Source organism: Photobacterium gaetbulicola, from assembly GCF_003025515.1.
Taxonomy (GTDB): Bacteria; Pseudomonadota; Gammaproteobacteria; order Enterobacterales; family Vibrionaceae; genus Photobacterium; species Photobacterium gaetbulicola.
The window spans coordinates 57328-83361 of the sequence record NZ_PYME01000002.1 but is presented as its reverse complement, the minus strand read 5'-3'; the positions used below and the strand labels follow the sequence as shown (position 1 = coordinate 83361).

Genomic DNA, 26034 nt, shown 5'->3' with positions numbered 1-26034 from the left:
GGTGCTGGCTTTTTTTTGGGGCTGAGTCGGGATCGGGCTTATGCCGCTAGGCTTGCATGGCTGCGTTCGAGAATATCGACGATGGGCGCGGCTTTGTTGTGTTGGCGGATATCGGCAAACAGTTCTTTGGCCTGCGGGTACTCGTGGCGCAGGTAGGCAAACCACTGCTTGATGCGGTTTGGGTAATAAAGGCCTTTGTCCCCTTTGATCTCGTAGGTTGAGTATTTCAGCAGCAGCTGCAGCACGTCTTCCCAGCGCATGTGCGCCTCGTTATGTTTAACCACATTGCCCAGATTGGGCAGGTTGATGGCGCCACGGCATACCATCAGGGCGTTACTGCAGGTGACGTCCATACAACGTTGGCCATCTTTGTGGTTCCAGATCTCGCCGTTGGCGATAATTGGCGTGTTGATTTTCGCTTTTAGTTTACGAATATAGTCCCACTTGATGGTGTCGGCCTTGTAGCCATCGATCTTGGTGCGGGCGTGAACCACGATTTCGTCTGCCCCGGCCTGGGCAACGGCATCGGCTATTTCGTAGCAGTGGCTAGGCTCATCCCAGCCAAGGCGTACCTTGGCGGTTACCGGCAGGCGTGGATCGGTTGCTCCGCGCACCGCTTTGACGATGTCATACATCAAGCCCGGATCTTGTAGCAGAACCGCGCCGCCGCGGCTTTTGTTGACCGACTTCGCAGGGCAGCCGAAGTTGATATCAATGCCGGGAGAGCCAAGGGTAATTGCGCGGTGGGCGTTTTCTGCCAACCAGTCAGGATCCTGGCCCAGTAATTGGACGCGAACCGGCGTGCCCGAGGCGGTTTTACCACCTTGGTGCAGTTCTGGACACAAACGATAGAACACACTGTTTGGCAACAGTTGGTCAACCACACGGACAAACTCCGTGACGCAGAGATCATAGTCATTGATATCTGTCAGCATTTCCCGCATCAGGTGGTCGAGGACACCTTCCATCGGGCCTAGAATTACTCGCATGTGATTTCTCTTTGTGCCAATGTGCAAAAGTATAGGCGAGGGCTGAACCGGTCGTTCAGCACCATGCCGGTTGGGTGCGAGATTTTAGTGGGTAATAGCGGGCTTGTCTAATAGCATCCGGCCCGAGAGGGTAAATACTTTCGGCAATTCGTGGCGCTGGGCCTCTTGGGCCAGCATCAGCATCTTCTTGGCCACCTGCTCTGCCGGGATCGGGTCCAGATTGACGATCGGGCCGATAACGAGCGGGTGAAAGATATCGAAGAGGCTCTGAACCAGCAATTCGTCTTTTCTCGGCTGGCTGCGATCTCCCTTGAGCGGGCCGGGTCGGACAAAGATGCAGTGCTCAAACCCCATTTTTACCAGAGCCTGCTCCATTCTTCCTTTACAGCGCAGGTAGTGAGAGGGGGACCAAGGGCTGGCAAATAAACTGGAGATGACAACGAGATGTCTGACCCCCAGCATCTTCATGGTGTTGGCCACCTCTTTGACCCGTTGGTAGTCTACCGCTTCCAGGGCTTTTTTACTGCCGGCCTGCTTTATAGTAGTACCAAGGCAGATAAACCCCACGGTTGGCGTCGGAGAGGTGTCTTCCCATTCGGTGATGCGTAGCTCGGGATGGATGATTTGGTGCAGTTTGCTGCTGTGCAGGGGCAGCTCACGCCGGGAGAGGGCATAGACCGCCTCAAACTCCGGCTGGTTGAGAAGAAGATGTAAAAGCTCATCGCCGACCAGCCCACTACCGCCGGCGATAATTGCACTGCTACCTGTCATTCATTTCCACCATCCTGATGATAACTCCATCTTTTTTGCCACCATTTGCAGCAAAGTTCAACAGGTTTGTCTTTTAGCGACCGTTTTCCTGCTCTGGCGCAAAAAAGAGGATATCCAAGTAACCCGAAGATGCATGTTCAGACGGAATGACTTGGGTATATAATCAGTCGACGAAACAGATAACGAGAACCGACCATGACACAACTAATGACGTTACCGGAGGCATGGGATGGCATGCCGGCCACCTTTATTGAAGGTGCATTGCTGGCCGCCAATGCGAACCCGAAACCTCTGGCACCAGAGATCTGGCTACCGGTATTGATCACCGGTGGAATAGATGAAGATGAGCCGGTAGCGCTAGAACAAGATGACAAAATGTCGGTGTTGAACCACTTTGAACTGCAGTACCGACATATCAAGGCCGGCGAGTACAGTTTGCCTGAAGCGGTGAGTTTCGAGCATGCTGGTGAGCTGACGGAAGCCATGCAGCAATTTGCCGAAGGCTTCCTGGCGGTATGGCCACATATCGAGCCGAATTGGGCCGAGCAGCCACTGACAGACGGTACCGTGCGCATGTTATCAGCACTAATTACTACCTTGATGCTGATGCTGGACGAGGAAAATACCTTGGCGCAAATGCAGGAGGCAGGGGTTACCGGTATGCCAGCGCCTGCAGAACTGTATGCCCAGTTGCCGTTGATGCTGACAGAAGTCGTGATGGCGGCCGATGATTTGCAGCAGGGCAATGCAGCTCAGGCCGTTAATCCTTATAAGGAAACCGGCCGCAATGACCTTTGCCCTTGTGGCAGTGGCAAGAAGTTCAAGCAGTGCTGTGGTAAGTAGTGTGCTGGCACCAACATCCAATAAACAGAAGCCGGTGATCCTAGTGGTCGCAGGGGTAATTGAAAAGCAGGGAAGGTTCCTGTTGACCCAACGTTTCGATCACGCCAGCCAGGGTGGGCTTTGGGAATTTCCCGGCGGCAAGGTAGAAGCGGGTGAGTCCGAGGCCCAAGCGCTGGAGCGTGAACTCTACGAAGAGCTGGCAATTGAAACCACTACCGGATCGTTTCTAGCCGACAGTGTATTTGATTATGGTGACAAGGTTATCCACCTAAAAGGGTATCTGGCTCACTGGGTTTCGGGAGAACTCGTTTTGCATAGCCACCAAGATGCAAAATGGGTTGAGCAAGATGAAATCAATCGCTATTCCTTGTGTCCTGCTGACTATCCCATCGTCGATGCGCTGGTGCGACATTCCTGTCAGTAACCGCCTTGCGACCTAGCGAAAGCACTTAACCCCAGCCATACGCTGGGGTTTTTATTTGCCTAAAGTGTTCTATTACAGGAGCTGGGGGAACGGTGGTAAGTGCTTATTATTGCATTTATAAGGTAGATATATAGTAGGGGTGGGATAATTTTGTATCTTATGTGAAATTTAAGTCCTTTTTAATCCACTTAAATTCGGGCTGTAGCCGCATAAGGATGATGCCTCATAGGTATTCTTTTTGTGTTGCTGTTTATTTTAATATAAACAATAACTTAATTTTGTTTATTCCCTGCTGATGACTTGGCTTTAAGAGCTTGGTTGATATTGCTGCTCAATGGTGTTCAAGCGGTATCGTAAAGCTACGACTCAAAAACACAATCAAACTTAATAAATGGGCGGGCTTTTTACGTATTAAACTGCCATTTTTCGTAGCCAGGAAGTTACTTTTATATCGTTGTGGCACGTTACTGCTGCCAGTGTAGCCGATCATGCCAAAGACTGAGTTGAAACTAGTTGTAAACTTACAAACAATCCAGATCTTTGGTGGGTAATTCTGCTGATTCTCTGTTTTAATACGCGCATAAACTGGTTTGTTGACATTAATCCAGTTTATCTGGCTATGTTGTTTTTAATCCTTGGTCTTATTCACTGTGTTTTGAGGTTTGGTTATGTCTGTTAAAGGGCCATTTAACGTAAGAAGTGCTGCCGCCGATACTTTCGCGATGGTAATTTTTAGTTTTATTACAGGCATGGTGATAGAAGTATTCATATCGGGGATGACATTCGAGCAGTCTCTCGCATCAAGAACCTTGTCTATTCCGGTCAATATAGCCATCGCCTGGCCTTATGGTATGTTTCGCGACATGGTGATCCGCCAGGGAATGAAGCTGTCCGCGAGTGGCTGGATGAAAGGGCTCTCAGATATGTTAGCTTATGTGATGTTCCAGTCACCGGCTTACGCGGGTATCTTGCTGTTCGTCGGCGCTGATATTGACCAGATCATCACAGCAGTGACGAGCAATGCTTTTGTTTCGGGAGCACTGGGTGTGGTGTATGGCCAGTTTCTTGAAATGTGCCGCCGTATGTTCCGGGTTCCAGGTTACTATCAGCAAGCGTAAAGACGCTGCGGCCTAACAGCCAATTCAATATCTCATTCTATAACCCCGAAGGTTTTGCCTTTGGGGTTTTTCTATTTTTACCCAGTTGCTGATTGATTTTGAGCGACGGCGGTTTTTTCTGGCATCGAGTCAAGCTCTAAAGATCAAAATTTGTGTGTGCATTGGCGTTTATTCGCTCTTATGTTGCATGAAAATGCCTGGATAAGCCTTGAACAAGCTGTTTCTGTTTGTAAAAACATATCTCTGATTGTGATGGTTGTGAAAGGTGCTGAAATTGATTTATATCAATGAAATGATCACCGGTTGTTCGGGTTGTTAAATTATTGTTCCTCGGCGTTTTGGTTGGCTTGGTTATTTGTCCATTAAATCAGCTGGTTAAATATGTAGTATTGTATTATGTTGCTGGTTTGTTTTGTTTTCATGGTTGGGATCTTTGATTTCATAAATGACCTGTAACAGCGCCGTGGGGCCGATTCAGGTTAAATTCAGTTACAGCCACAGGCATATTGTTCATGATTTTATTGGCATAGTTACCTCAGTCAGTTCTGCAGCAAAAACTATAAATAGCGGGGGAAGTAAAATGATTGAGGTACATTGGTCGCTAGCAGCGATGCTAGGTGTTAGTCAGTTTGTCCTGTGGGTGAAAATTGGTCTTTTCGGTCGCTTCTTCTCTTGGGTTGACCGCTGTTGCCAAGGTGTCGCTAAAAACATGTTTCGCGTGCTTTATGTCAGAATGCGCCCTACCAGCAAAGCGACGATGCAACCTTCAGAGTTACCTTACATCCTAAGAGGCAAGCCTGCCTCAATGCATTTGGGTAGTTATATTCAAATGCAAAATGAACGCGCTGCAGCTCGAAATAAGCATTAAAAAAAAGCCCCAAAGGGGCTTTTATTGTATTGGCGCTCAGGGGGCCGTGGCACGACGTCGCTTCATCTGGATTTCAAGCTGCGGGTTGGCAATCTGGATTCCGTGGTGGTTGAACTTGTGCTTGATGCGATGGTGCAGATCGTGCGTAAGGCTCAGGCGGTGGGCGGTTTCTGCCGCATAGGCCCTGACTTCGAAATTTTGGCTATCAGCGGTCAGTGTCAGGAAGAAGACTTCAGGGGCAGGGTTGTCGAGTACCAGTTCGCATTCTTCGGCGGCTTCAAACAGCAATTTGGTGACCAAATCCGTATTAGCCGAGTAATTGACACTGATAGATAGGGTTACCCGGGTGATCGGATCGGATAGCGACCAGTTGATGAACTGCTCGGTGACAAAGGCCTTGTTCGGTACGATCACTTCTTTGCGATCAAAGTCGACGATGGTGGTGGCACGGGTATTAATTTTCGCAATGACCCCAGTCAGGTTGCGAATGGTCACTGTATCCCCGATACGGATTGGCCTTTCGAATAAGATTATCAAGCCAGAAATAAAATTGGCAAAGATTTCCTGCAGGCCAAAGCCCAGGCCGACACCCAGTGCGGCTACCAGCCATTGCATTTTCGACCAGTCAAAGCCGACCAAACCCGACCCGATTAAGATCCCCATGATTATCGCGACATAACGGGTCAGCGAGGTTATGGCGTAGCCGGTACCCGGTGACAGGTCCAGGTGTTGGAGGATCAGCAGTTCCATGGCGCCGGGTAAATCACGGGCAACAATCGCGGTCAGCCAGAAAGCAAGGATGCCGAGCAACACGCTGCTGACCGAGATAGCGCTAAGCTCGTCGATACCATCGATTTGGCTGGTGACATCCCACAGCGTAAGATCGCCAAGGTAGGAAATTGCCTGATAGAAATCGGACCATACTGTCGAGAGGCAGGCAAGGTAAATCAGCAGCAGCAACGAGCGCAGCAAGCGAAGTGATTGGGCGCTTATTCTATCCAAGTCCACTTCCGGCTCTTCGATCTCAATTTGCATTTCGTTACTGCCGAAGTGCTCTTCTTTTTCTTCTTCAAGCTCGGCGATACGCTGAGCGATGATCTCCTGTCGTTTGGCTTTGGCTCGCTCAAAGGCCAGTCGGCGCTTCTGAATGAGCATCAGTCGCTTGATCAGGTAATAGATCAAGATGGTGATCACGCCAAGGACGGCGGAATATTCCAGTTTGTGCATCACATCTTGCGATGAGGAGAGGTAGCCACTGAGCGCGGTGTAGTTGAGTCCCTGCGGGATCAGGATCAGGGTCCACCAGAACAGGTGGTGCCCGATATGGGCTTTGCCCTCGGGGAGGTCACCGTAGGTCATTGGCAGCTTTTCCTTGCACATCCGCCACATGAAGTAGCTGATCGAGATATTGCTGATCACAAACGCCAGGCGTCCCAACGTTGCATTGACATCAATGTCGCTGTAGAGGTGGGCGAACTGCTGGATGACCATCATTGGCAGGTAAACCCAAAGTAGGTGTTTGTAATGGCTAAAGCAACGGCTGATAAGATCGTGCTCCCAGCCGAAATGGCTGGCGAGCAAGCCGTTGGGGCGCACCAGTTCGCGCATGAAGCAGAACATGACCAGCGCCATCGGTACCGTCAGCGCCTGGCCGAGGTGGTGGACGAAGGGATATTGCCAGCCACTGGAGAAAATCAGTCCGACAAGGCCAACAATGATCGGGATCGGCCACGCCATCAAAAACGAGAAGAAGACATTGCTATAGCTGAAGCGGAACTTGTCCTGGGTAACCTTGCCGATTTTTTTGCTGGTCTCGGTCAGGTAGCGCTTCCAGTACTTGCGGCACCAGCTCAAGCCAACAATGATCACGGCAATGATGCTCAGGGCAAACGCCAGCTTGATCTTCTCGGCGACTGCCGGGAACTTGACAAAGCCAACCCACTGATAGGGAGAGAAGAACCATTTGAGTTTCTCCCAGGTGGCAACGACTAACCGGATACTGGCGGGGTTAGTATCCGGGGCCCAAAACAGCTGTTTGTTTGCCGAGGTTTGCAGATCGTTGAGGTTACTGTTGAGCTGCTCGTAGGATACCTTGAGCGTCGCTTGTTGGTAGATCAGGGTGTCGGTCTGGTCGATGAGCTTTTCAAGCAGCAGTTGGTTGGCCTCCACCAGCGCATTTTCTTGCAGCAGTTGCTCTTCGGTCAGGTCCCGAGTATCGGGCGAGGAAGCCTGGTCTTTGAGCGAGTCCGCCAATTGCTGGTATTCGTACTTTTTGATCTGGTTTTGGGCGATATCCTTGTCGAGTTGTTCGATAGGAGGATTGGCCGGCAAGCGGCTGAGGCGGGTTCGCAAGTTTTCACTGAACGCCGGGCTGAGCTTGAGCCATTCCGCCATGGTGGCGAGATCATCGGTCGTGCTTTCGACCTTGCGGATCTGCTCCCGGGTCGTCGTGAGGCGCTGCTGTACCTGTTCGCTTTGGGCGCTGATGGTGTTGAGGGCTGCAATGTAACGTTTGTTGTTGATGGTCAGTTGGCGCAGGTGTTCGGGCTGCCCATCCAGATCGATATCAAACTGGTCGTTTTGCTCTGAGGACAGATCGGTGTCGATACGCTGCTGGCGGGTGAGCTCGCGCTGTAGGTTGTTACGGTAGGCCAGGCGGGCATCAATTTGCAGGTTTTGCAGCTGGATACGCTGTTTGACCAGGGTACGGCGGTTGCCGGCGCTGAGCTGCTCCGCTTCGAGCATATACAGTTCGCTGACATAGTACTGATGCGAGATCTGGTGCACTAGTTGCTGGTTGCTGGCCTCGGGCTGGTTTTCGAACTGCCGCAGCGCCTGCTCCTCTTGCTTGATTAAGTCGCGTAACTGGGTTGACCGGTACGAGAATTCATCGATCCCTTGCTCAATACTCACCAATTCGTTTTTACTATTGGTGCGGCTTTGCTCAAGCTGCTTGATTGTCGAGTCTTGCTCCTTGATGGCATCTGCCAGTTCTTCTTGCGACATATTGCTGAAGTCGGGAAGCTTGGAGGTGGCAAAGTTATTGATTTGCTGCTTAAGCTTCTCGCTCCGAGCCGGGAAATCCTCAATAAGCTGGCGGTAGCTTTGGGTTTTTTTATCGAAGCCGACCGAACTCTCAATCATGCCTTTAGCATTTTGCAGGGTATCGAGCTCCTTGACGGCTTCTGGCGTATTGCCCAGCGCTCGAAGCTGTTCGATTTGCTCATCCAGAGCTTGGTTCCAGACATCGTAATGCCCCTCCAGCGCATGGACAAGGTTAGAGGAAAGGCTTAGCGCAAGCAGGGCGAAAGCAGTAAATAGCCGGCAGATCATAACACTCCAATAAAACAGAGACTCAAGCTCGCCTGAGAATAGTGGGGTAAATAAGCCTGAGGGATAATAGATTGATAATTAGTGTTAAATTGTAGTGTATAACAGACTTGATGGATATCTGACGAGTGCTTTGCTGGACATTGGTACAATTTGCACTAATCCTCGCCAGTCGGCAAAAGATTTCGGTAAAAGCACTTGACCCTGATACGCTAAGTGATTACATTAGCCGCCGTTGAGACGCAAGGCGTCCAAACAACAATGTGGTGAGGTGTCCGAGTGGCTGAAGGAGCACGCCTGGAAAGTGTGTATACGGCAACGTATCGAGGGTTCGAATCCCTCCCTCACCGCCATCATCCTTAAGGGTGATACAATTCGGAGAGATGGCTGAGTGGTTGAAAGCACCGGTCTTGAAAACCGGCATACGTTAATAGCGTATCTAGGGTTCAAATCCCTATCTCTCCGCCACATTCAAGAAAGCCAGCTTAATTGCTGGCTTTTTTACATCTATAGCTTGGCAAAGAATGTGATAGGGTGAAGAACCCTAGACAGGGTTCAGCCGAGCGAAGCGAGACAACGTTGCTAGCCGAAGGCGTAGTAAAGCAACGGCCCGTAGGGCGAAGTAAATCCCTATCTCTCCGCCACATTCAGATAAGCCCAGCAGAAATGCTGGGCTTTTTCGCGTTAGCGATATAGAGGATTCAAATCCTTTCATGCCCAGAGCGCTCCGCCACATTCGAAGGGCTCGCAGAAATGCGAGCCTTTTTTGCATCTGTCGTTCGGCAAAGACAAGAGTAGCAGCACCCTGCCTAGGATGACGGAGATGGGTAGGGCCGGTGGTAGGTGCGGATCGGCCGGCCGACGCTCCCATGCTGCAAGTGAGCCTCTAACCGCCCTTGACGTACCGCATAGTCGAGATAACGTCGCGCCGTTGTCTTGCTTAGCCCCGTTTGTTCTGCCAGGGTTGATGCACTGTGCTCTTCGGTAGCATAGCGGAAGCAGGCCATGACTTGATCTAGGGTATACGGGTCGACTCCGTTGCTCGGAACACGATTCGCGAGGCGTGCTGGAGGTTGACTGCCTGCGGTGAGGAGCTGATCCAGCTGGTCTTGTTGGATCGGCTGCTCGCCGGTGAGAGAGTGCTGATAAGCGTGAAAGCGCTCCAGGCTGTGACGGAGGCGCTGGTAGTTAATCGGCTTGATCAGGTAATCAAACACCCCCAGCGACAAGGCATCGCGGATCACTTTCCCGTCGTTGGCCGCAGAGACAAAAACGACATTGGGCATGCGGGCGAGGGTGCGCCATTGCCGGAGCAGGTTGATCCCTTTGCCATCGGGCAGGAAGTGGTCTAGCAGGATCAGATCGGGACTCAGTGCCTCCTGCATCACCCAGGCCTGCTTGACGGTACTGGCAACCCCCACCACCCGGTAGTGATCCAGTGAGCCGATGAAGTGGCTGTGTAAATCGGCAATGGTGACGTCATCTTCGACGATTAATACGCTGATCACGGTACATCCTTATGTTCGGTCGGCTGGGGAAACGGAATATAGAGGGCAAACGTTGTTGCCCCTGGCTCGCTGTCGAGGTCGATATAGCCTTGAGCCTCCTCGACATGAGTCTTGACCAGATGCAAGCCGATCCCATGGCCGTCAGCCTGTTTGCTGGTCACACCAAGTTCGAAGATGCGATCGATCAAAGCCGGCTCGATGCCACAGCCATTGTCACAAATGGTGATCATCAACTCTGGGCCCTCATCTATTATCGCAAGCTCTATCTCTCCATTGCCCATGCTACAGGCGGCAAAGCTGTTGTCGATGAGGTTGCCAACGATGGCACACAGGGTCTCCTCGCTAAGCTGCGGAGGAAGGCAGGTAATGGAACTGTCGTCGCTGAGTCTAAAATTGAGCTGGAGCTCCATGGCACGATGGCACTTGCCGATCAGCAGACCGGCCATCATATCTAGTCGGCATACCTGGGTGATGCGGTCAATCAACTGCTGCTGGCCTGCTGAGTGGGTATTGATAAGCCTCAGGGCCGTGTCACTTTTCCCCAGCTGAAGCAGGCCGCCGATGGTGGTGAGTTTGTTGGCGTATTCATGGCGCATGATCCTTAGGCTTTCCGTATGCTGGCGGATCTGGCTCAGTTGCTCGGTAAGCAGGCTCATTTCATCACGGCGGCGGAAGCTGATCACGCAGCCGCCGTTGGTGGCGGCGAGTGATACCCGGCTGGCGATAACGGCATGGCCGTTGAATTGGGCCATCTGGTCGGCAACACTGCCTCGGTGAGCATCGCAGAATCCTTCGCTGGAAAAAATGCGGCCTACCGGCTGTCCGAGAAGCGCAGTGTCTTTCAGGCCCAGCCAGCGCCGTGCGTTGTGGTTGCACTCTAGGATGTGATTTTGATGATCGAGAGCGATGATCCCTTCGTGGGTCGCATTGAGGATCCCTCGCTTCAAGTCGAGCATCTGCAGTAGCTCTTGCGGTTCCATCCCTTGCATTCCGCGGCGGATCCATTGCGAAATGAGCCAGGTGAGGATCGCTGAAAAGGCAATGGTGGTGATCACCGCTATCCAGATCGGAGCCCAGTAGAGTCGTTTCCAGTGGCTGAGGGTATCGATGAGGTAACCGACCTTGATCATTCCGATGATCTCACCGTGGGTGTTTTTGATCGGGGTGATGTAGCGGAGTGAGCGGCCCAGAGAGCCCACCCCCTCTGACAAATAGTGCGCCCCCGAGGTCAGCGCGGCATCGATATCGCCGCCCATAATCGGCAAGCCAATGCGGTCGGCGATGGGGTGTGCCATGCGTATGCCATGCTTATCGCCGATCACAATAAAGTCGGCATCACTATGGGCGTAGAGATCGTCAACCAGTTCTCCCACGGCCTCGGTATCCCCCGCTTCCACGCTGCGCTGTAACAGGCGTAATTCGGCGATTTGTCGCGACTGGACCATAGCACGTGCTGCTACTTCCTGCCTGAGTACCACCATGGCCTTCGGGGTGACGAGCCACCACCAGACCAGCGCCTGCGCTGCCAATACCAGCAGCAGGCAGATCATAATTTGTTTGTTGAAAGACACGTTACCTCCCTGTGGGCGACAGGTTACGTGAACGGGGAAGATCACGCAGCGCAAATGTGATGGAACTAATACTTGGCTCACACTCTGGTTTTTATGGGTTTTATTATTGTTTTTATGATGTTAACAGCCTTAATTATTCTTTTCTCAATGAGCATTGCAGCAGAAGATGAAGGGCGCGGAAGTTCTGTTATCGCCTCAGGCTGGATTTCCAAGAAACTGACCTAACACAATTTTTTTGTTGTCGGGCGGGGTAGATTCGGGCGTAGATTTTTTTCTATGGAGTAATTTACGATGCAATGGTTGCAATCTTCCCGCCTCCGGCTGGTGATGCTGGTGGTGCTGAGTACTGCGATTTGGTTTATGCCGGTGCCCGATGGGTTGAGTATCGATGCCTGGCAAATGATGACAATATTTGTGGCGACCGTACTTGGGCTGATCATCGCACCGCTGCCTCTGGGCGCGATGGCGATGATTGGGCTTACGGCTACAACGCTGACCGGGCTGTTGCCGATCCGCACCGCGTTGTCTGGCTTTTCTCATCCGACAATTTGGATGATTGCGGCAGCATTTTTTATCTCGCGTGGTTTTATCCAAACCGGGTTTGGCCGGCGGGTCGGATACTTATTCATTAGCAAGCTCGGACACAGTTCGTTGGGCCTCGCCTATGGCCTGGTGCTGACGGATTTGCTGTTTGCTCCTGCCACGCCGAGTACGACAGCCCGCTGCGGGGGCATTATTTCACCGTTGTTTCGCTCGGTGGCAGAGGCGTATGACTCTTCGCCTGAGAAAGGGACTGAAAATAAAATCGGTGCGTTTCTGGTGCAGTGTATTTTTCAGTGCAATGCGATTACCTGTGCCATGTTCCTGACCTCAATGGCCGGAAATCCACTGGCGGCGAATTTTGCCGCCGAGCAAGGGGTGGAGATCTCTTGGGCGGGTTGGGCGCTGGCAGCGGTAGTGCCAGGTTTGGTGTGCTTGGCACTGATCCCTTTGTTGATGTACCAATTTTTTCCGCCTGAGTTAAAGCGTACGCCGGAGATGCGGCAGCTCGCCCGTGATGAACTCCAACGGATGGGCGCAATGAGCAAGGCCGAGTGGATGATAGCAGCAACATTCGTCGGCATGGTGACCTTGTGGGTGTTTGGTCCGGTGTTGTCTCTGCATGCGACGGTAACGGCACTGGCGGGTTTGGTCTTTTTGCTTGTCACAGGGACTATCCAGTGGGATGACATTCTCAAGGAGAAGGAGGCTTGGCATACAATTGTGTGGTTTGCGGTGCTGGTAATGATGGCCGGCCAGCTGAATTCACTCGGGTTTATCAATTGGTTTGGTGAGCAGGTAGGGGCCTCCATGGCAGGCATGGGCTGGGTTGTTACCTTGGTTATTTTGCTGTTGGTTTACTTCTACAGCCATTACCTGATGGCAAGTGCAATGGCCCATATCAGTGCGATGTATTCTGCCTTTCTCGCTATCGCGATCGGTGCGGGTGCGCCGCCGATGCTGGCGGCTATTGTCTTGGGTATGTTCAGTAACCTGTATATGTCAACCACACACTATTCGTCAGGCCCGGCGCCGATTTTGTTCGGTGCTGGTTATATGTCACTGAAACAGTGGTGGAAAATAGGCTTTCTTTTCACCTTGGTCGTTATCCCCGTCTTTATGGTGATTGGCGGTGCGTGGTGGAAACTGATCGGTCTGTGGTAAGCCCAGTGTCAGTAAAGTTTAATTAGCCAGAGCCCTGTTGTCAGACAGGGCTTTTTCGTTCATGCCTGTTTTATCTGGATGTCATCCAACATCATCTGCAGCTCAGATACGCAGCTCCCGCACCCGGTGCCGGCTTGAGTCGCCTCGCTGATCGCCCTTACTGAGCCGCAAGACTTCGCTCGAATCGCTTGCGCTATGGTGTTGGCTCCAACTTGCTTGCAAGCACAAACCAAACGTCCGGCTTGCTGCTCGGGCATGGCCTTGCCCGTAAACAGCGCCTGTACCAGTGGGTCCGAAATCGATCGGCCAATTAGGGTGTACAAGTAGTCGTTATCGCCAGCGTGTAAGTCATCGCTAACGATGAAGGCCCCTTGGAGCTGGCTATTTTGGAACTGGGCATAACGGCTTTGGGTGCGGGCAGCAATATCGACTACCTGCTGCCCCCTGCCTTGCTGCTTTGCAAGGTGTGTTGCCAGGTAGCGATGTAACTGCCCGGGTTGGCGCTGCGAGGTTATCCGGAACAGATAGCCGGTGTGATTGCGCTGGCATGTCCAGTGCTCTTGCGGACTCAGCCAGTCCGGGATGTGGTTGGTTTGGCTGATCAACAGAGCTTCGCTCTGGTAGGGGGAGGGATGAATGCATACTGGTGTGGCCTTGAGTTCGGGTTGGCCTGACAGGGGATCGCGATGCCCGGCGAGCAGTGCGTTGACTTTGCCCATGCTGGTGGTGCAGTCATTCCAATGAAACGGGGCAAATACCTGGCCCGGGAGGCATTCTTTGCTGATACGTGCCCGCAATAGGATACAGCCGCGTTCACTGGAGACTTTGACGAGTTTGTTCTGCTCGATTGAAAACCGCTCGGCATCTTGTGCTGACAGGGCTAGGTATGGCTCGCTGGTGTGCTCGCTGAGGCGGGGGGATAAGCCGGTGCGGGTCATGGTATGCCAGTGATCCCGTATTCGTCCGGTATTGAGCCGCAACGGATACCGGGACGACGTTTGCTCGGCGGTTGGCCGGTGATCGGTGGCAATAAACTGGGCTTTGCCCGATGGCGTGGCAAATTCACCATTGCCAAACAGCCTAGCCGTTGGTTGGTCGTACTGTGTTACCGGCCATTGCTGTGGGGCCAGCTGATGGTATTGCTTGGGGGTAAGATCGGCAAGACCCGAGAGGTTCAGCGGCCTAGAAAGTGCCTGTACGTCTTGCCCATGGTTGCCGGTTCTGGATCCGGAGGAAGAGGGAGTCAAGGTCTCTTGGCCCAGGGTGGTCATCTGGGCATATTCGCGGAAAATATCGGCCTCGCTCTGGTAGTTGAAGGCATAGCCAAAGCCCATTTTCTTGGCCACTTCACTGATGATCCACCAGTCGGGCTTGGCCTCCCCCGGTGACGGCAGCAGGCGTCGCTGGCGTGAGATCCGCCGCTCGGAGTTGGTCACCGTACCGGATTTTTCGCCCCAACCTTGAGCGGGTAACGCGACATCGGCATGGCGGAGGGTGTCGGTATCGGCCATGCAATCTGATACCACGACATAGGGGCAGTTGGCCAAAGCGGCACTGAGCCGCTGGTTATCCGGCAGGCTGACAGCAGGGTTGGTGGCCATGATCCAAATCGCCTTGATTTTCCCGCTCTCGATGGCATTGAACATGTCGAGGGCTTTGAGGCCGGGGGTGCGGGCCAGGTTGTCGGTCTGCCAAAACTCGCTGATTTGCCGGGTATGCTCAGGATTACCGAAGTCCATATGGGCGGCCAGCATATTGGCCAGTCCGCCCACTTCGCGTCCCCCCATGGCATTGGGTTGCCCGGTGATGGAGAAAGGGGTGCTGCCCGGTTTGCCGATCCGGCCAGTAGCCAGGTGGCAGTTAAGGATACTGTTGACCTTGTTGGTGCCCGATGTGGACTGATTGATACCTTGCGAGTAGACCGTGACAGTTTTTTCGGTGGCTGCAAAGAGCTGGTAGAAGGCGAGGATCTGCTCCCTGTCGAGCCCGGTTGCAGCCTGTACCGATTCGATGTCGCCAAACCGGAAGGCGGTGGCTAGGGCCAGATCCAGCCCTTCGGTGTCTTGGTCAATATAGGCAAAGTCCATTGCCCTGTTTTCACTGAGAAAGGCCAGCAAGCCATTGAACAGGGCAATGTCGCTGCCCGGCAGCAATGGCAGGTGTAGATCGGCAATATCGCAGCTCGGTGTGCGGCGCGGATCAATGACGATGACTTTGCATTGGTTATGTGCTTTCGCGTCACGGATACGCTGAAACAGGACAGGGTGGCACCAGGCGAGGTTCGAACCGGTCAATACGATCAGGTCTGCCTGTTCGAGATCTTCATAGCAACCCGGGACAATATCTGCCCCAAACGCACGTTTGTGCCCGGCGACACTCGATGACATACAGAGCCGGGAGTTGGTATCGATATTGCCGCTGCCGATGAACCCTTTCATCAGTTTGTTGGCGACATAGTAGTCTTCGGTCAGTAACTGTCCCGATACGTAGAAGGCCACGGCGTCATTGCCATGATGTTCGATGATCTGGCGAAAATGGGTTGCGACATCTGTCAGTGCCTCTTCCCACGTTACATCCTGCTGGTTGATTTGCGGCGTAAGCAGCCGGCCTTCAATGCCTACCGTTTCCCCGAGGGCCAGCCCTTTAGAGCACAACCTGCCAAAGTTGGCAGGGTGCTGGCTGTCGCCGCGAACCTCCAGTCCCCCGTGGTGGTTTGCTGTGGCTTCAATGCCGCAGCCTACTCCGCAGTAGGGGCAGGTCGATTTAATCCACTTATTACTCTCTCTATGGCCCACCTGCTGTTCTCCTTGGCTGGGTAATCGCTCTAAAACGTATTCAGCAATAACCAGGCCAGCTTTCGCTGTGCTGAAATTCCATCAGAAATTGGATGATTAGCTTGCTGTGCGCGAAATATTCGGCCTTAAATTCTGCCTACACCCCTAAAGTGGTATCTGAGCTTATATGAAATGCTGATTGTGTGGCTGTTTTGGTGCAAAAACACGCTTTCCTTGCACGGGGAGCGGGCAGTTACCGGCGCAATGAGCATCATGGCTTGGCCGGATCGTGACGAAGAAAACGACTATTAATTCATAAATAACAGTTAGTTATTTGTTTACTGGGGCAGGGTTGCTCGCAGCTGGCATCGTCTTTGCTGATGGTCTTGGTAGATGGTCTTAGTAATAGATTTCTCAGGATATGTATGAGTAGAAGAGGTAAGCCAGCGATGAGAGAACAGGCAGGGAATGCCCTGATCAGCGCTTCAGGGGCGTCGGGACGCAAGGTCGGAAAAGTGGAGTTGGTCGGGGCTGGCCCCGGTGATCCTATGCTGCTGACCTTGCGGGCAATGCAAAGTATTGAGCAAGCCGATGTGATTGTTTACGACCGTTTGGTTAGCAAGCAGATACGGGCATGTTTTCCGGCCAGTGCCCAGGCTTTGTATGTCGGTAAGGCCAAGGGAGATCACAGTACCCGTCAGGAGGCAATCAACGATTTGCTGGTTGCACTGGCCTGGCAGGGAAATAGCGTATGCCGCTTGAAAGGAGGCGATGCCTTTATTTTTGGTCGGGGCAGCGAAGAGATGTTGGCGCTCAAAGCGGCTGGGGTGCCTGTCGACGTGGTGCCAGGGATCACGGCAGCCGCCGGCTGCACCAGCTATGCCGGTATTCCGCTGACACACCGGGGAGTGTCGCAAGGTTGCACTTTTGTCACCGGCCATGCTGAGCAGTCGCTTGATCTTAACTGGCCGGCATTGGCACAGCTTGATCATACCCTGGTGTTTTATATGGGGGTTACTAAAGCGGTTATGATCCGCGATAGGTTGCTGGCTTGTGGGATGACGCCTACCACGCCGGTGGCGCTGGTCGAGAAAGGGTGCTGCCCCGAGCAGCGCACCGTGACCGGTCAATTGCAGGATTTGCCGGCGTTGGTGAAGCGGCACCAGGTGGTATCGCCGGCACTGATTGTGGTCGGAGAGGTTGTCGCGCTGGCAGAGCAGCTGCAGTGGGTCAGTCAGGTTGCCGAACTACAGCAACAAAAACAGCTCCAGCTTTCAGCTTGAGCGCCATTGACTTGAGAGCAAGAGAAATGAGTCGTGAAGTCAGCCGCTCAGGGGAGAGTAGAAATGGATAAAAAAAGAATTATTGTGGTCGGTAACGGCATGGTCGGGCACAAGTTTATTGAAGATATGCAGGTTCAGGATCAGCAGGCACAGTTTACTATCCTGACTTTTTCTGAAGAGCCTAGATTGGCTTATGACCGAGTACAGCTAAGCAGCTATTTTAGTGGCAAGAGCGCACAGGATTTGGCGCTGGCCCACGAAACCGAGTACCAAGCTAGCGGGGTTGAGTATCTGCTTAACGAGCAGGTTTGCGACATTGATACCGCCGAGAAGTGCGTGGTGACCCAAAGCGGCCGGCGCGAGCACTACGACAAACTGGTGCTGGCAACCGGCTCATATCCTTTTGTTCCGCCGATCCCCGGCAATGACCAGCCGCACTGCCATGTGTACCGGACAATCGAAGATCTGGAAGCGATTGCCGAGTCAGGGGCACAGAGCCAGGTGGGGGTTGTCGTCGGGGGCGGGTTGCTTGGCCTGGAAGCGGCCAATGCACTCAGACAGCTGGGGGTTGATACCCATGTGGTGGAATTCGCCCCTCGCCTGATGGCGGTTCAGCTTGATCAGGGTGGGGGCGACTTGCTTGCTCGCCAAGTTGCGTCTTTGGGGGTATCGGTTCATACCGACAAGGCCACGACTGACATTGTCGCCGGTGAATCTTGCCGCTACCGGATGAATTTTGCTGATGGTTCGTATCTGGAAACCGACATGATTGTGTTCTCGGCGGGGATCCGTGCGCAAGACACCTTGGCTCGCAAGTGCGGCCTGAAGGTTGGTGAGCGGGGCGGCATTGTGATTGATGATCATTGTCAGACCAGTGCCGAGGATGTCTATGCCATCGGTGAGTGTGCCCTGTGGCAGCAGCGGGTTTTTGGTCTGGTCGCCCCCGGTTACCAGATGGCCAAAGTGCTGGCCAGCCACCTCTGCCAGCCGGAAGCCGGTATGGCTTTCGTCGGTGCTGATATGAGTACCAAGCTCAAATTGCTGGGGGTGGATGTGGCCAGTATCGGTGATGTGAGTGGCTCGACGCCGGGGGCCTTGTCTTATACCTACAGCGATGACTTGGAGCAGGTGTACAAGCGACTAATTTTGTCACCGCAAGGTGACAAGATATTGGGCGCGGTGCTGGTAGGCGATGTCAGTAACTACCCGTCGCTGCTGCAACTCAAGCTCAACGATATGCCGCTGCCTGAGAACCCCTCGGTATTGATCCTGCCCCAGTTTGAAGGGGAAGGAGCCTCTTCAGGCTTGGGGATAGATGCCTTGCCCGACAGCGCCTCTATCTGCTCCTGCTATGACGTGACCAAAGGTCAAATCAAGCAGGCCGTGGCCGAAGGCTGCTGCTCAATGGCTGATCTCAAGACGGTGACTAAGGCGTCAACCGGCTGTGGCGGCTGTTCAGCACTGGCCAAACAAGTGATGGATGCAGAATTGGCCGCGATGGGGGTAGAAGTCAGCAACCATATTTGTGAGCACTTTGCCTATTCACGCCAGGAGCTGGCCGATCTGGTAAGGGTGAAAAAAATCACCTCCTTTGATGCCTTGCTCAAAGAGTATGGTCGCGGTCTTGGGTGTGACATCTGCAAGCCAGCCGTGGGCTCGATGCTGGCATCTTACTGGAATGACTATGTACTGGCGGAACCGCACATCGAGCTGCAGGATACCAATGATATCTTCCTCGGCAACATGCAAAAAGACGGTACGTACTCGGTGGTACCGCGTATACCAGGCGGAGAAATCACCCCGGACAAACTGATCGTGCTGGGAGAGGTTGCCAAGCAGTTTGATCTCTACACCAAGATCACCGGTGGCCAACGGGTCGACTTGTTTGGTGCCCAACTGCATGAGTTACCAGAGATCTGGCGCATTTTGGTGGATGCCGGATTTGAGACCGGCCATGCCTATGGCAAGGCCGTCCGTACCGTCAAATCCTGTGTCGGTAGTACTTGGTGCCGATACGGAGTGGCGGACAGTGTCGGTTTTGCTATTGATCTTGAACACCGTTACAAAGGGCTGCGTGCCCCGCATAAGCTCAAATTTGCCGTTTCCGGCTGTACCCGTGAATGCGCCGAAGCCCAGTCCAAAGATATTGGGGTGATTGCGACGGAAAACGGCTGGAACCTGTATGTTTGCGGTAATGGCGGGATGCGTCCGCGCCATGCTGACTTGCTGGCCAGTGATCTGGATGCAGATACATTAGTCAGTTATGTCGACCGTCTTCTGATGTTCTATATCCGCACCGCTGACAGGTTACAGCGGACGTCTGTGTGGCTGGAGAACCTTGAAGGTGGTCTAGAGTATCTGAAGAAAGTGGTGATTGACGATCATTTAGGCCTTGGTGAAGAACTTGAGCAGGAGATGGCAGCGACGCTCGGCCAGTACCAGTGTGAGTGGAAGACGACCCTGGCTTCGCCAGAAAAACTCGAGCGTTTCAGGCATTTTATCAATAGCGAACAGCAAGATAGCCGACTGGCTTATGTATCGGAGCGGGGACAGCGCAGGCCTATGACTCGGGAAGAAAGGGCTCTGGAACAAGGTAAGGCCAATATCGCGGCGGGTATTTCACCCGGTGGGCTCGTTGGTGAATCAATTAATATTATTGATATTACTAAGTAAAGAGGAAGATAGCATGGAGCAGAAGCAGGCAGAGTGGTATAGGGTGTGCCATCGAGATGCACTCATTAAAAATTCAGGTATTTGTGTCCTTTGGGGTCACGAGCAAGTGGCAATCTTTTACTGTCACCGGTCAGATTCCCTGTATGCCGTCGAGAACTACGATCCGATTGGTGAGGCCAATGTGTTGTCGCGGGGGATCATGGGTTCGATAGGTGATGAAGTGGTGGTGGCTTCTCCCCTGTACAAGCAGCACTTCAGTTTGCAAACAGGCCAGTGTATCGAACAGCCAGAGGTAAAACTGAAAACTTTCGCGGTACGATGTCAAGGTGAGGATGTGCAACTTAGTTTATAATTAGTTGGCGTCATGACGAAAAATCACAGTATATGCTGTGATTTTTTATTTATTTCTTATAAATATATATTTTTATTGAATAATGCTTGAAAGTTAAGTGAGTCTATAATGTCTTATAGGTTGTTATATGGCTCAATATGGTGCTTAAATTTATAATTTTGACTTATTTTGGTGCTTGGATTTGTTTTTAAATGATTTATGCATTTTAAGTTGTTGATAAATAATAAATAAATACCTGGCATAAACAATGCATTGTTAGTGTCAGGTCAGTATAAAAAAGGAAACACCAATATGTCAGAAACAGGCAAGTTCAATATCTTTTCATTTACGGGGAAAATGAAAATTCTCCACCTTAGCTGGTTTGCGTTTTTCATTACCTTTTTTGTGTGGTTCAACTTTGCTCCACTCCTCCAATCGGTCAAAGCTTCGTTAGGGTTAACGACGGCGGAGATTAAGACGTTATTGATCCTCAATGTCGCTTTTACCATACCTGCCCGGGTGCTCATCGGTATGCTCACCGATAAATATGGCCCGAGACTGGTTTATTCCGCCTTGTTAGCTGTTTGCTCCATCCCTTGTTTTGTCTTTGCTTTTGCCGACAGCTTCGTTCAGGCGGCGATTGCCCGTTTTGCCCTGGGTTTTATCGGGGCAGGCTTCGTGGTCGGGATCCGTCTAGTCTCTGAGTGGTTCCCGCATAATGAGCTGGGGACGGCGGAAGGGATTTATGGTGGCTGGGGTAACTTTGGTTCTGCGGCGGCGGCCTTTACCTTGCCCACCGTTGCTATCATGTTCGGCGGTGACGATGGCTGGCGCTACGCTATGGCCATTACCGGCGTGATGAGTCTGCTGTTCGCCTTTGTCTTCTATGCCAGTGTAACGGATACCCCAAAGGGGGCGACGTATTTCAAGCCTAAGCAGTTGGGTGCAATGGAGGTGACCTCGAAAGGGGACTTCTTCCTGCTGCTGTTGATGAAGTTGCCGATGTATGGGGCCTTGGCCCTGCTGGCATGGAAGCTATCGCCAACCGGGATCGGTATGCTCAGTGATAGTGCGGTGATGGCTATCTATAGCGTGCTTGCCCTGATTTATTGTTATGAAGTTCTGCAGGTATGGCGGGTCAACAAAACGGTGTTTGAGAAGCCGGTCCCCGAAGTGCATCGCTATAAGTTCAAGCAAGTTGCGATTTTGAATGTGTTGTACTTCGCCACCTTTGGTTCGGAGTTGGCTGTGGTCTCGATGTTGCCGTTGTTCTTCTCGGAAACCTTCGAGTTAACCCCGGTGATGGCTGGTATGGTTGCTTCAGCCTATGCCTTCATGAACTTGATGTCCCGCCCGGGGGGCGGCTGGATTTCCGATAAGTTTGGCCGCAAGCCGACTTTGTTGATTTTGACTGCAGGATTGGCCGCCGGTTACTTCCTGATGGGGCAGGTGGATAGCAGTTGGCCGCTATGGCTCGCGGTGGTGGCGGCGATGGCTTGTTCGTTCTTTGTCCAGTCGGGGGAAGGGGCGGTGTTTGCTACCGTACCATTGATAAAACGCAGGATGACTGGCCAGATCGCCGGAATGACCGGTGCCTACGGGAATGTAGGGGCAGTGTGTTACCTGACCATTTTGTCGCTGGTTGATTACAGTACCTTCTTCTACGTGATAGCGGCTACGGCGGTCATTGGTTTCATCACCTTGTTAATGATGGAAGAGCCAAGTGGGCAGATCGCCGAGATCAATGAAGACGGCAGTATCGTGATGATTGATGTCGCTAACCGATAAGCTCAGCCGGCCTACCCTGCAACGGCAGAGTAGGCCGTCGGCCGTGTTGATGAAACTGCTGGGGCGAGCAACAGCAGGTTGAATATGCTCTAGGAGGAGTGGATGAGTGAAACAACTGGGCGCGAGGGCATATCCAATCAGAAAGCGGATAGGGGGGCATGGGCTTCGAGAGCCAGTACTCTAAAGTTGGACGTTGGCGGGTACTCGGTGGGCGGGTGTAAGCCCAGTAATCAGGATGCGTTTGCCATCTGCCAGCCCATGCAGCGTGATGAACTGGTACACAAAGGCGTTGTTGCCTGCCTGGCTGACGGGGTCAGCTGCAGCGAACAGGGCCAGCGTGCGAGCCAGATCAGTGTGAGCCAGTTTGTTGAAGAATACTATGCAACGCCAAAAACCTGGGGGGTGAAGCACTCTGCCGGCCAAGTGCTGCATGCCCTGAACCAGTGGCTTTACTATCAGAGCAACCAATCTGAGCTGCAGCATAACGGCTTGGTAACCACCTTTTGCGCGGTGATCATCAAGTCCAATACCGCTTATATTATGCACGTGGGAGATACGCGAGCCTATCTCTACCGCAATCAGATCCTGACTCCGCTTACCCAAGATCATCGTCGTCAGTTATATGGTCAGCAGTCTTTCCTTACACGCTCGCTGGGGATGGACAGCCACATTGAAGTCGACTTTCAGCAAATACGGCTAGAGCAAGCCGACCGGCTGCTGCTGGTCACAGACGGCATCCACGAGTGGTTGGGCGATGCCGACATGCAGCAAATTTTGTCTTCGAGTGTTTTGCCAGCCGAACAGCAAGCGCGTGTGCTGGTGGAGGCCGCATTGGCGTCGGGCAGCCAGGATAATGTCTCGGGTGTGCTGCTTGAGGCCCAGTCGCTACCTAGCCTGACCATGGATGAATATATCGAGGAGCTGACAGGACGGGTGATCCCGCCGGTGTTGGAAGAAGGAAACCGGATTGACCAGTACCGTATTCTGCGGGTATTGCACAGCGGCCCGCGAAGTCATGTTTATTTGGCGGTCAGTGAATTTGACACTAAACGCTATGTACTGAAGATGCCTTCGCTAAATTTTGCAGAGGACTATCAGTATCTGCAGGGTTTCGTGCGTGAAGGCTGGTTGGGGGAGCAGATAGCTAACCACAGGGTTATGAAGATCCATCCATTTTCCCGCCATTCGCCTTTTCTATACCATGTCTGTGATTGGATTGAAGGAAAAACATTACGCCAGTGGATGGACGATAATCCCAGGCCTGAATTAGGTAAAGTGCGGTTAATGGCAGAGGAGATCATTAAGTCACTTCGAGTTTTGCAGCGTCACCGCCTTATTCATCGTGATATCAAACCAGAAAACCTTATCGTTAATCAACTTGACGAAATTGTTATTATTGATTTTGGTTCGGTTTATTCTGAGCATTTTGATGAAATATATACCCCAATAGAGGAAACGGTCCCTGTTGGTGATATTAAATATTTGTCACCAGAGTGTTTGTCTGGGGGTAAATTGTCAGTCAGGTCCGACATGTATTCTGTATCTATCATAATTTACGAGATGTTGACTGGACATTTCCCCTATTCTTTTCCTAAGGCTATTACGTCGTCAGCGGCTATAAGCCGGTGGCCAGAATATATCCCCTTGGGGAGTTACCGTCGTGATCTACCATTCTGGATGGATCTGGTGATCCGAAAAGGGTGCTTTCCGCAAGCCAACCTGCGATATGCGGCCTTTTCTGAGCTCGCCAGTGATTTGTTCCACCCTTCGGCTGAAATAATGAAGCAGGCAAGCGGACGTTCTTTGAAAAGCAAGAACCCGGTTAGGTTCTGGAAAGTCGTATCGCTCTGTTTGTTTTTTATTGTTATTGTCCAACTTACCATCTCCTTGGACTAATATTATTTATTTTGTTTTAGGTTGGTGATTATTTATATGGTGAATGCTTTAAGATAAATAAAATATCACATATCACCAAGTTAATTTATTAATATTAATTGTTGAGAATTAAATGAGATCACCATTCCATTATTAATTACTGATTTTTTGTCGCTAATTAAAAACACACTATAACTATAGCCGGGCTCTTTAATCGACTGGTTCAAGGCGAACCAACAATTGAAGTGACCTATTTTTGTATCGTCAGCTAAAGGCTAATTATCCGAAAGGATAGGGCGCAAAACTTCCGGCCTACGGAGTCGCCATCACTTCAAGGTGATTGGGTTCTAGGGTAGCGGGGTTACCTGATTGGAATAAGCAAGATCAAGAATAAGATCAAAGCAGTGGCTTCTTCCCGTTAGCTGGCTTCCCACAATAATCATAATGGAAGCTAAACATGAAAAAAGTGATTAACTTTTCGTTGGGCGCAATGTCAGTCATGGCAGCCCTATCTCCGTTGCATGTCGGTGCCCACGGCTGGGCCGATTTTCCGGCGGCCCGCCAAGTGATTTGTGAATCAGATGGCGGCCACTGGGGCCCCTCTGATGGCTCGCAGATCCCGAACGAGGCGTGCCGCGCCTCATTCTTGGAATCCGGGACCTATCCATTGGTGCAGAAGAATGAGTTTGCCGCTTTGGTACCGAATTACAACAATATGGATGCCGTCAAAGCCGCTGTGCCCGATGGGACTATCTGTTCTGGTGGCGACCCGCGCAAGAGCGGCATGAGCGTGGCCTCTGAGCACTGGCAGCGTACCGAGATGAAAGCTGGTGAAACCTTCACCTTGCGCTACCGTGCAACCGCTCCGCATAACCCGAGCTTTTGGCAGTTCTACCTGACCAAACCGGGGTACAATGCTGCCCATAGTCGTTTGGGTTGGGATGATCTGGAGCTGATTGATACTGCCGGCAATGTGGCAGTGACGAAGGAGAGCAGCGGCCAGTACTACCTCGTTGATGTGACCCTGCCGAGCGGTCGCAGTGGTGAGGCCACGCTGGTAACCCGCTGGCAGCGTAATGATCCCGCTGGCGAAGGCTTTTACAATTGTAGCGATATTCGTTTTGACGGCGAAGTGCTGCCGCCGGAGTGGACTTCTAAGGGCCAGTATGTCAAGCCTGGGGTAGAGGCACAAGATGGCGACAGCGTCTGGTTCCGGATCTTCAATCAGCAAGGTTCAGAAATTGTTTTCGAGAAGCTGCCAATCACTGCCGCTAATGAGAACATCAATACCTGGTCCTATGATCTTGCCCTGTTGATTAACGAGAAATACCCGGCTGTGGCTCAGGTCGGTGTGGAAGAAGCCTCTGGCGATATTATATACCAGCCAGCTGATCTGTATGCCAACCAGGTTTTTGTTACCAACCCTGACTATAACTACGCTCTCGATGTACGTGATGGGGATGTGATAGAGCCTGCGCCGGTCATCGTCCAAGGGCTGGAAAGTCAATACACGTTGGGGACTGACGGTAAGGCTTACATTGAAGCCACGGTGAGCTCTGAGGGGCACTATAAGATTAACATGACGCTGCTTGATAGCGCAGGGCAGCAACTGGCATCGGATAATGATGTTATCAATAACAGCAGTGTTGGTATGTCACTGTCTACCAATCAGACGGGGTCGTTCAGCGTGGTAGTGACGGCGACAGATCCGGCGAGTAACGAGCAACAGGTGGTCGAAACCAAGTCTATTACGGTCAAGGAGAGCGCCGGTGGCGGGGATTATGATTATGCCTACCCTGAAGGTATCGGTAGCTATGTACCGGGCGAGACCGTGGTACTCGGCCGCGATGGCAATACCTACCAGTGCCGTCCATTCCCTGAAGGGGGATGGTGTAACATTGACTCGCCGTATCACTATGAGCCGGGGTATGGCTCAGCTTGGCAAGATGCCTGGATCAAGCAATAGCTAATCAAGTGGTGAGATCGGAAAAACGCTGGCACAAGCCAGCGTTTTTTTATGAGCGCTAGCTCACAAACGCTTCTACTGCTTAGTGATAAATCGAAAAGTAGTGTTTCTCCTTGTGGACAATGTTGGTGTGTAACCTGTTGATTTGGTGATCTTGCTCAAAATCCCCCCGATCATTTTTTGCCGGGAATTTATAACTTGTCTCAGATCAAATTGTT

Annotated in this window: 18 protein-coding genes, 2 tRNA genes, 1 other RNA gene and 1 riboswitch; of the genes, 15 read left to right on the top strand and 6 right to left on the bottom strand. The window is 52.1% G+C overall.

From position 1 onward, the window contains the following. Nucleotides 1-38: 38 nt before the first annotated feature. Both dusC and C9J03_RS01915 read right to left on the bottom strand, forming a co-directional pair. Nucleotides 39-989 carry a tRNA dihydrouridine(16) synthase DusC gene (dusC, locus tag C9J03_RS01920; protein WP_044623890.1) on the bottom strand — a complete coding sequence of 317 codons (951 nt, stop codon included), beginning with the start codon at nucleotides 987-989 and terminating at the stop codon, nucleotides 39-41. Nucleotides 990-1073: 84 nt separating this feature from the next. Further along, a complete protein-coding gene (locus tag C9J03_RS01915; RefSeq protein ID WP_044623889.1) occupies nucleotides 1074-1760 on the bottom strand; it encodes an NAD(P)H-binding protein in 687 nt (228 codons plus the stop codon). A gap of 195 nt (nucleotides 1761-1955) precedes the next feature. Here C9J03_RS01915 and C9J03_RS01910 point away from each other — a divergent pair, with 195 nt between their 5' ends. From C9J03_RS01910 to C9J03_RS01895, 4 genes are all read left to right on the top strand, one after another. Then, the gene (locus C9J03_RS01910; protein WP_044623888.1) at nucleotides 1956-2603 is read left to right on the top strand and encodes a YecA family protein; all 648 of its coding nucleotides are present in this window, start codon (nucleotides 1956-1958) and stop codon (nucleotides 2601-2603) included. Further along, nucleotides 2548-3027, top strand: coding sequence for a (deoxy)nucleoside triphosphate pyrophosphohydrolase (locus C9J03_RS01905; protein WP_082060657.1), 480 nt, complete (start codon nucleotides 2548-2550; stop codon nucleotides 3025-3027). The genes C9J03_RS01910 and C9J03_RS01905 overlap by 56 nt, the downstream gene beginning before the upstream one ends. Nucleotides 3028-3695: 668 nt before the next feature. Next, complete coding sequence (locus C9J03_RS01900; protein ID WP_039467727.1) at nucleotides 3696-4145, top strand: L-alanine exporter AlaE; 450 nt, start codon at nucleotides 3696-3698, stop codon at nucleotides 4143-4145. A gap of 445 nt (nucleotides 4146-4590) precedes the next feature. After that, a complete protein-coding gene (locus tag C9J03_RS01895) occupies nucleotides 4591-5013 on the top strand; it encodes a hypothetical protein (protein ID WP_052829820.1) in 423 nt (140 codons plus the stop codon). Between the two features lie 36 nt (nucleotides 5014-5049). On the opposite strand, the gene mscM is transcribed toward C9J03_RS01895, so the two are convergent. Next, nucleotides 5050-8346 (bottom strand): miniconductance mechanosensitive channel MscM, encoded by a 3297-nt coding sequence (mscM, locus tag C9J03_RS01890; protein ID WP_052829819.1) that lies wholly within the window; start codon nucleotides 8344-8346, stop codon nucleotides 5050-5052. A 262-nt stretch (nucleotides 8347-8608) separates the two neighbouring features. On the opposite strand from mscM, the gene C9J03_RS01885 reads away from it, so the two are divergent. The 3 genes from C9J03_RS01885 (at nucleotide 8609) to C9J03_RS01875 (ending at nucleotide 8987) form a co-directional block, all read left to right on the top strand. Further along, nucleotides 8609-8696 (top strand) — tRNA-Ser (locus C9J03_RS01885). Between the two features lie 24 nt (nucleotides 8697-8720). Then, a tRNA-Ser gene (locus C9J03_RS01880) sits at nucleotides 8721-8811 on the top strand. A gap of 46 nt (nucleotides 8812-8857) precedes the next feature. Beyond that, a non-coding RNA gene (locus C9J03_RS01875) (RtT sRNA) lies at nucleotides 8858-8987 on the top strand. A gap of 165 nt (nucleotides 8988-9152) precedes the next feature. Here C9J03_RS01875 and C9J03_RS01870 read toward each other — a convergent pair. After that, nucleotides 9153-9851 (bottom strand): response regulator, encoded by a 699-nt coding sequence (locus C9J03_RS01870; RefSeq protein ID WP_044623887.1) that lies wholly within the window; start codon nucleotides 9849-9851, stop codon nucleotides 9153-9155. Next, the gene (locus C9J03_RS01865; protein WP_044623886.1) at nucleotides 9848-11422 is read right to left on the bottom strand and encodes an ATP-binding protein; all 1575 of its coding nucleotides are present in this window, start codon (nucleotides 11420-11422) and stop codon (nucleotides 9848-9850) included. Before C9J03_RS01865 ends, C9J03_RS01870 begins: the two co-directional genes overlap by 4 nt. A 72-nt stretch (nucleotides 11423-11494) precedes the next feature. On the opposite strand from C9J03_RS01865, the gene C9J03_RS26585 reads away from it, so the two are divergent. Then, nucleotides 11495-11647: a hypothetical protein gene (locus C9J03_RS26585; protein WP_156149946.1), complete on the top strand. Its 153-nt coding sequence runs from the start codon at nucleotides 11495-11497 to the stop codon at nucleotides 11645-11647. A gap of 66 nt (nucleotides 11648-11713) precedes the next feature. Then, nucleotides 11714-13126, top strand: coding sequence for an anion permease (locus C9J03_RS01860; protein WP_044623885.1), 1413 nt, complete (start codon nucleotides 11714-11716; stop codon nucleotides 13124-13126). Between the two features lie 59 nt (nucleotides 13127-13185). On the opposite strand, the gene C9J03_RS01855 is transcribed toward C9J03_RS01860, so the two are convergent. After that, nucleotides 13186-15921, bottom strand: a complete 2736-nt coding sequence (locus C9J03_RS01855) for a nitrate reductase (RefSeq protein ID WP_044623884.1) — start codon at nucleotides 15919-15921, stop codon at nucleotides 13186-13188. A 404-nt stretch (nucleotides 15922-16325) separates the two neighbouring features. Between C9J03_RS01855 and cobA the strand changes: the two genes are divergently transcribed. From cobA to C9J03_RS01825, 6 genes are all read left to right on the top strand, one after another. Further along, nucleotides 16326-17183, top strand: a complete 858-nt coding sequence (gene cobA, locus C9J03_RS01850) for a uroporphyrinogen-III C-methyltransferase (RefSeq protein ID WP_419761165.1) — start codon at nucleotides 16326-16328, stop codon at nucleotides 17181-17183. 63 nt (nucleotides 17184-17246) lie between these two features. After that, nucleotides 17247-19856 (top strand): nitrite reductase large subunit NirB, encoded by a 2610-nt coding sequence (nirB, locus tag C9J03_RS01845; protein ID WP_082060656.1) that lies wholly within the window; start codon nucleotides 17247-17249, stop codon nucleotides 19854-19856. Between the two features lie 13 nt (nucleotides 19857-19869). After that, nucleotides 19870-20208, top strand: a complete 339-nt coding sequence (gene nirD, locus C9J03_RS01840) for a nitrite reductase small subunit NirD (RefSeq protein ID WP_039459548.1) — start codon at nucleotides 19870-19872, stop codon at nucleotides 20206-20208. A gap of 291 nt (nucleotides 20209-20499) precedes the next feature. Then, on the top strand, nucleotides 20500-21975 hold the full coding sequence (locus C9J03_RS01835) for a NarK family nitrate/nitrite MFS transporter (protein WP_039459544.1): 1476 nt from the start codon (nucleotides 20500-20502) through the stop codon (nucleotides 21973-21975). Between the two features lie 102 nt (nucleotides 21976-22077). Continuing rightward, entirely contained in the window at nucleotides 22078-23871 is a 1794-nt protein-coding gene (locus C9J03_RS01830; RefSeq protein ID WP_082060655.1) for a bifunctional protein-serine/threonine kinase/phosphatase, read from the top strand. 242 nt (nucleotides 23872-24113) lie between these two features. Further along, a riboswitch (cyclic di-GMP riboswitch) is annotated at nucleotides 24114-24219 on the top strand. An 88-nt stretch (nucleotides 24220-24307) separates the two neighbouring features. After that, entirely contained in the window at nucleotides 24308-25816 is a 1509-nt protein-coding gene (locus C9J03_RS01825) for a lytic polysaccharide monooxygenase (RefSeq protein ID WP_052829818.1), read from the top strand. Nucleotides 25817-26034: the final 218 nt, after the last annotated feature.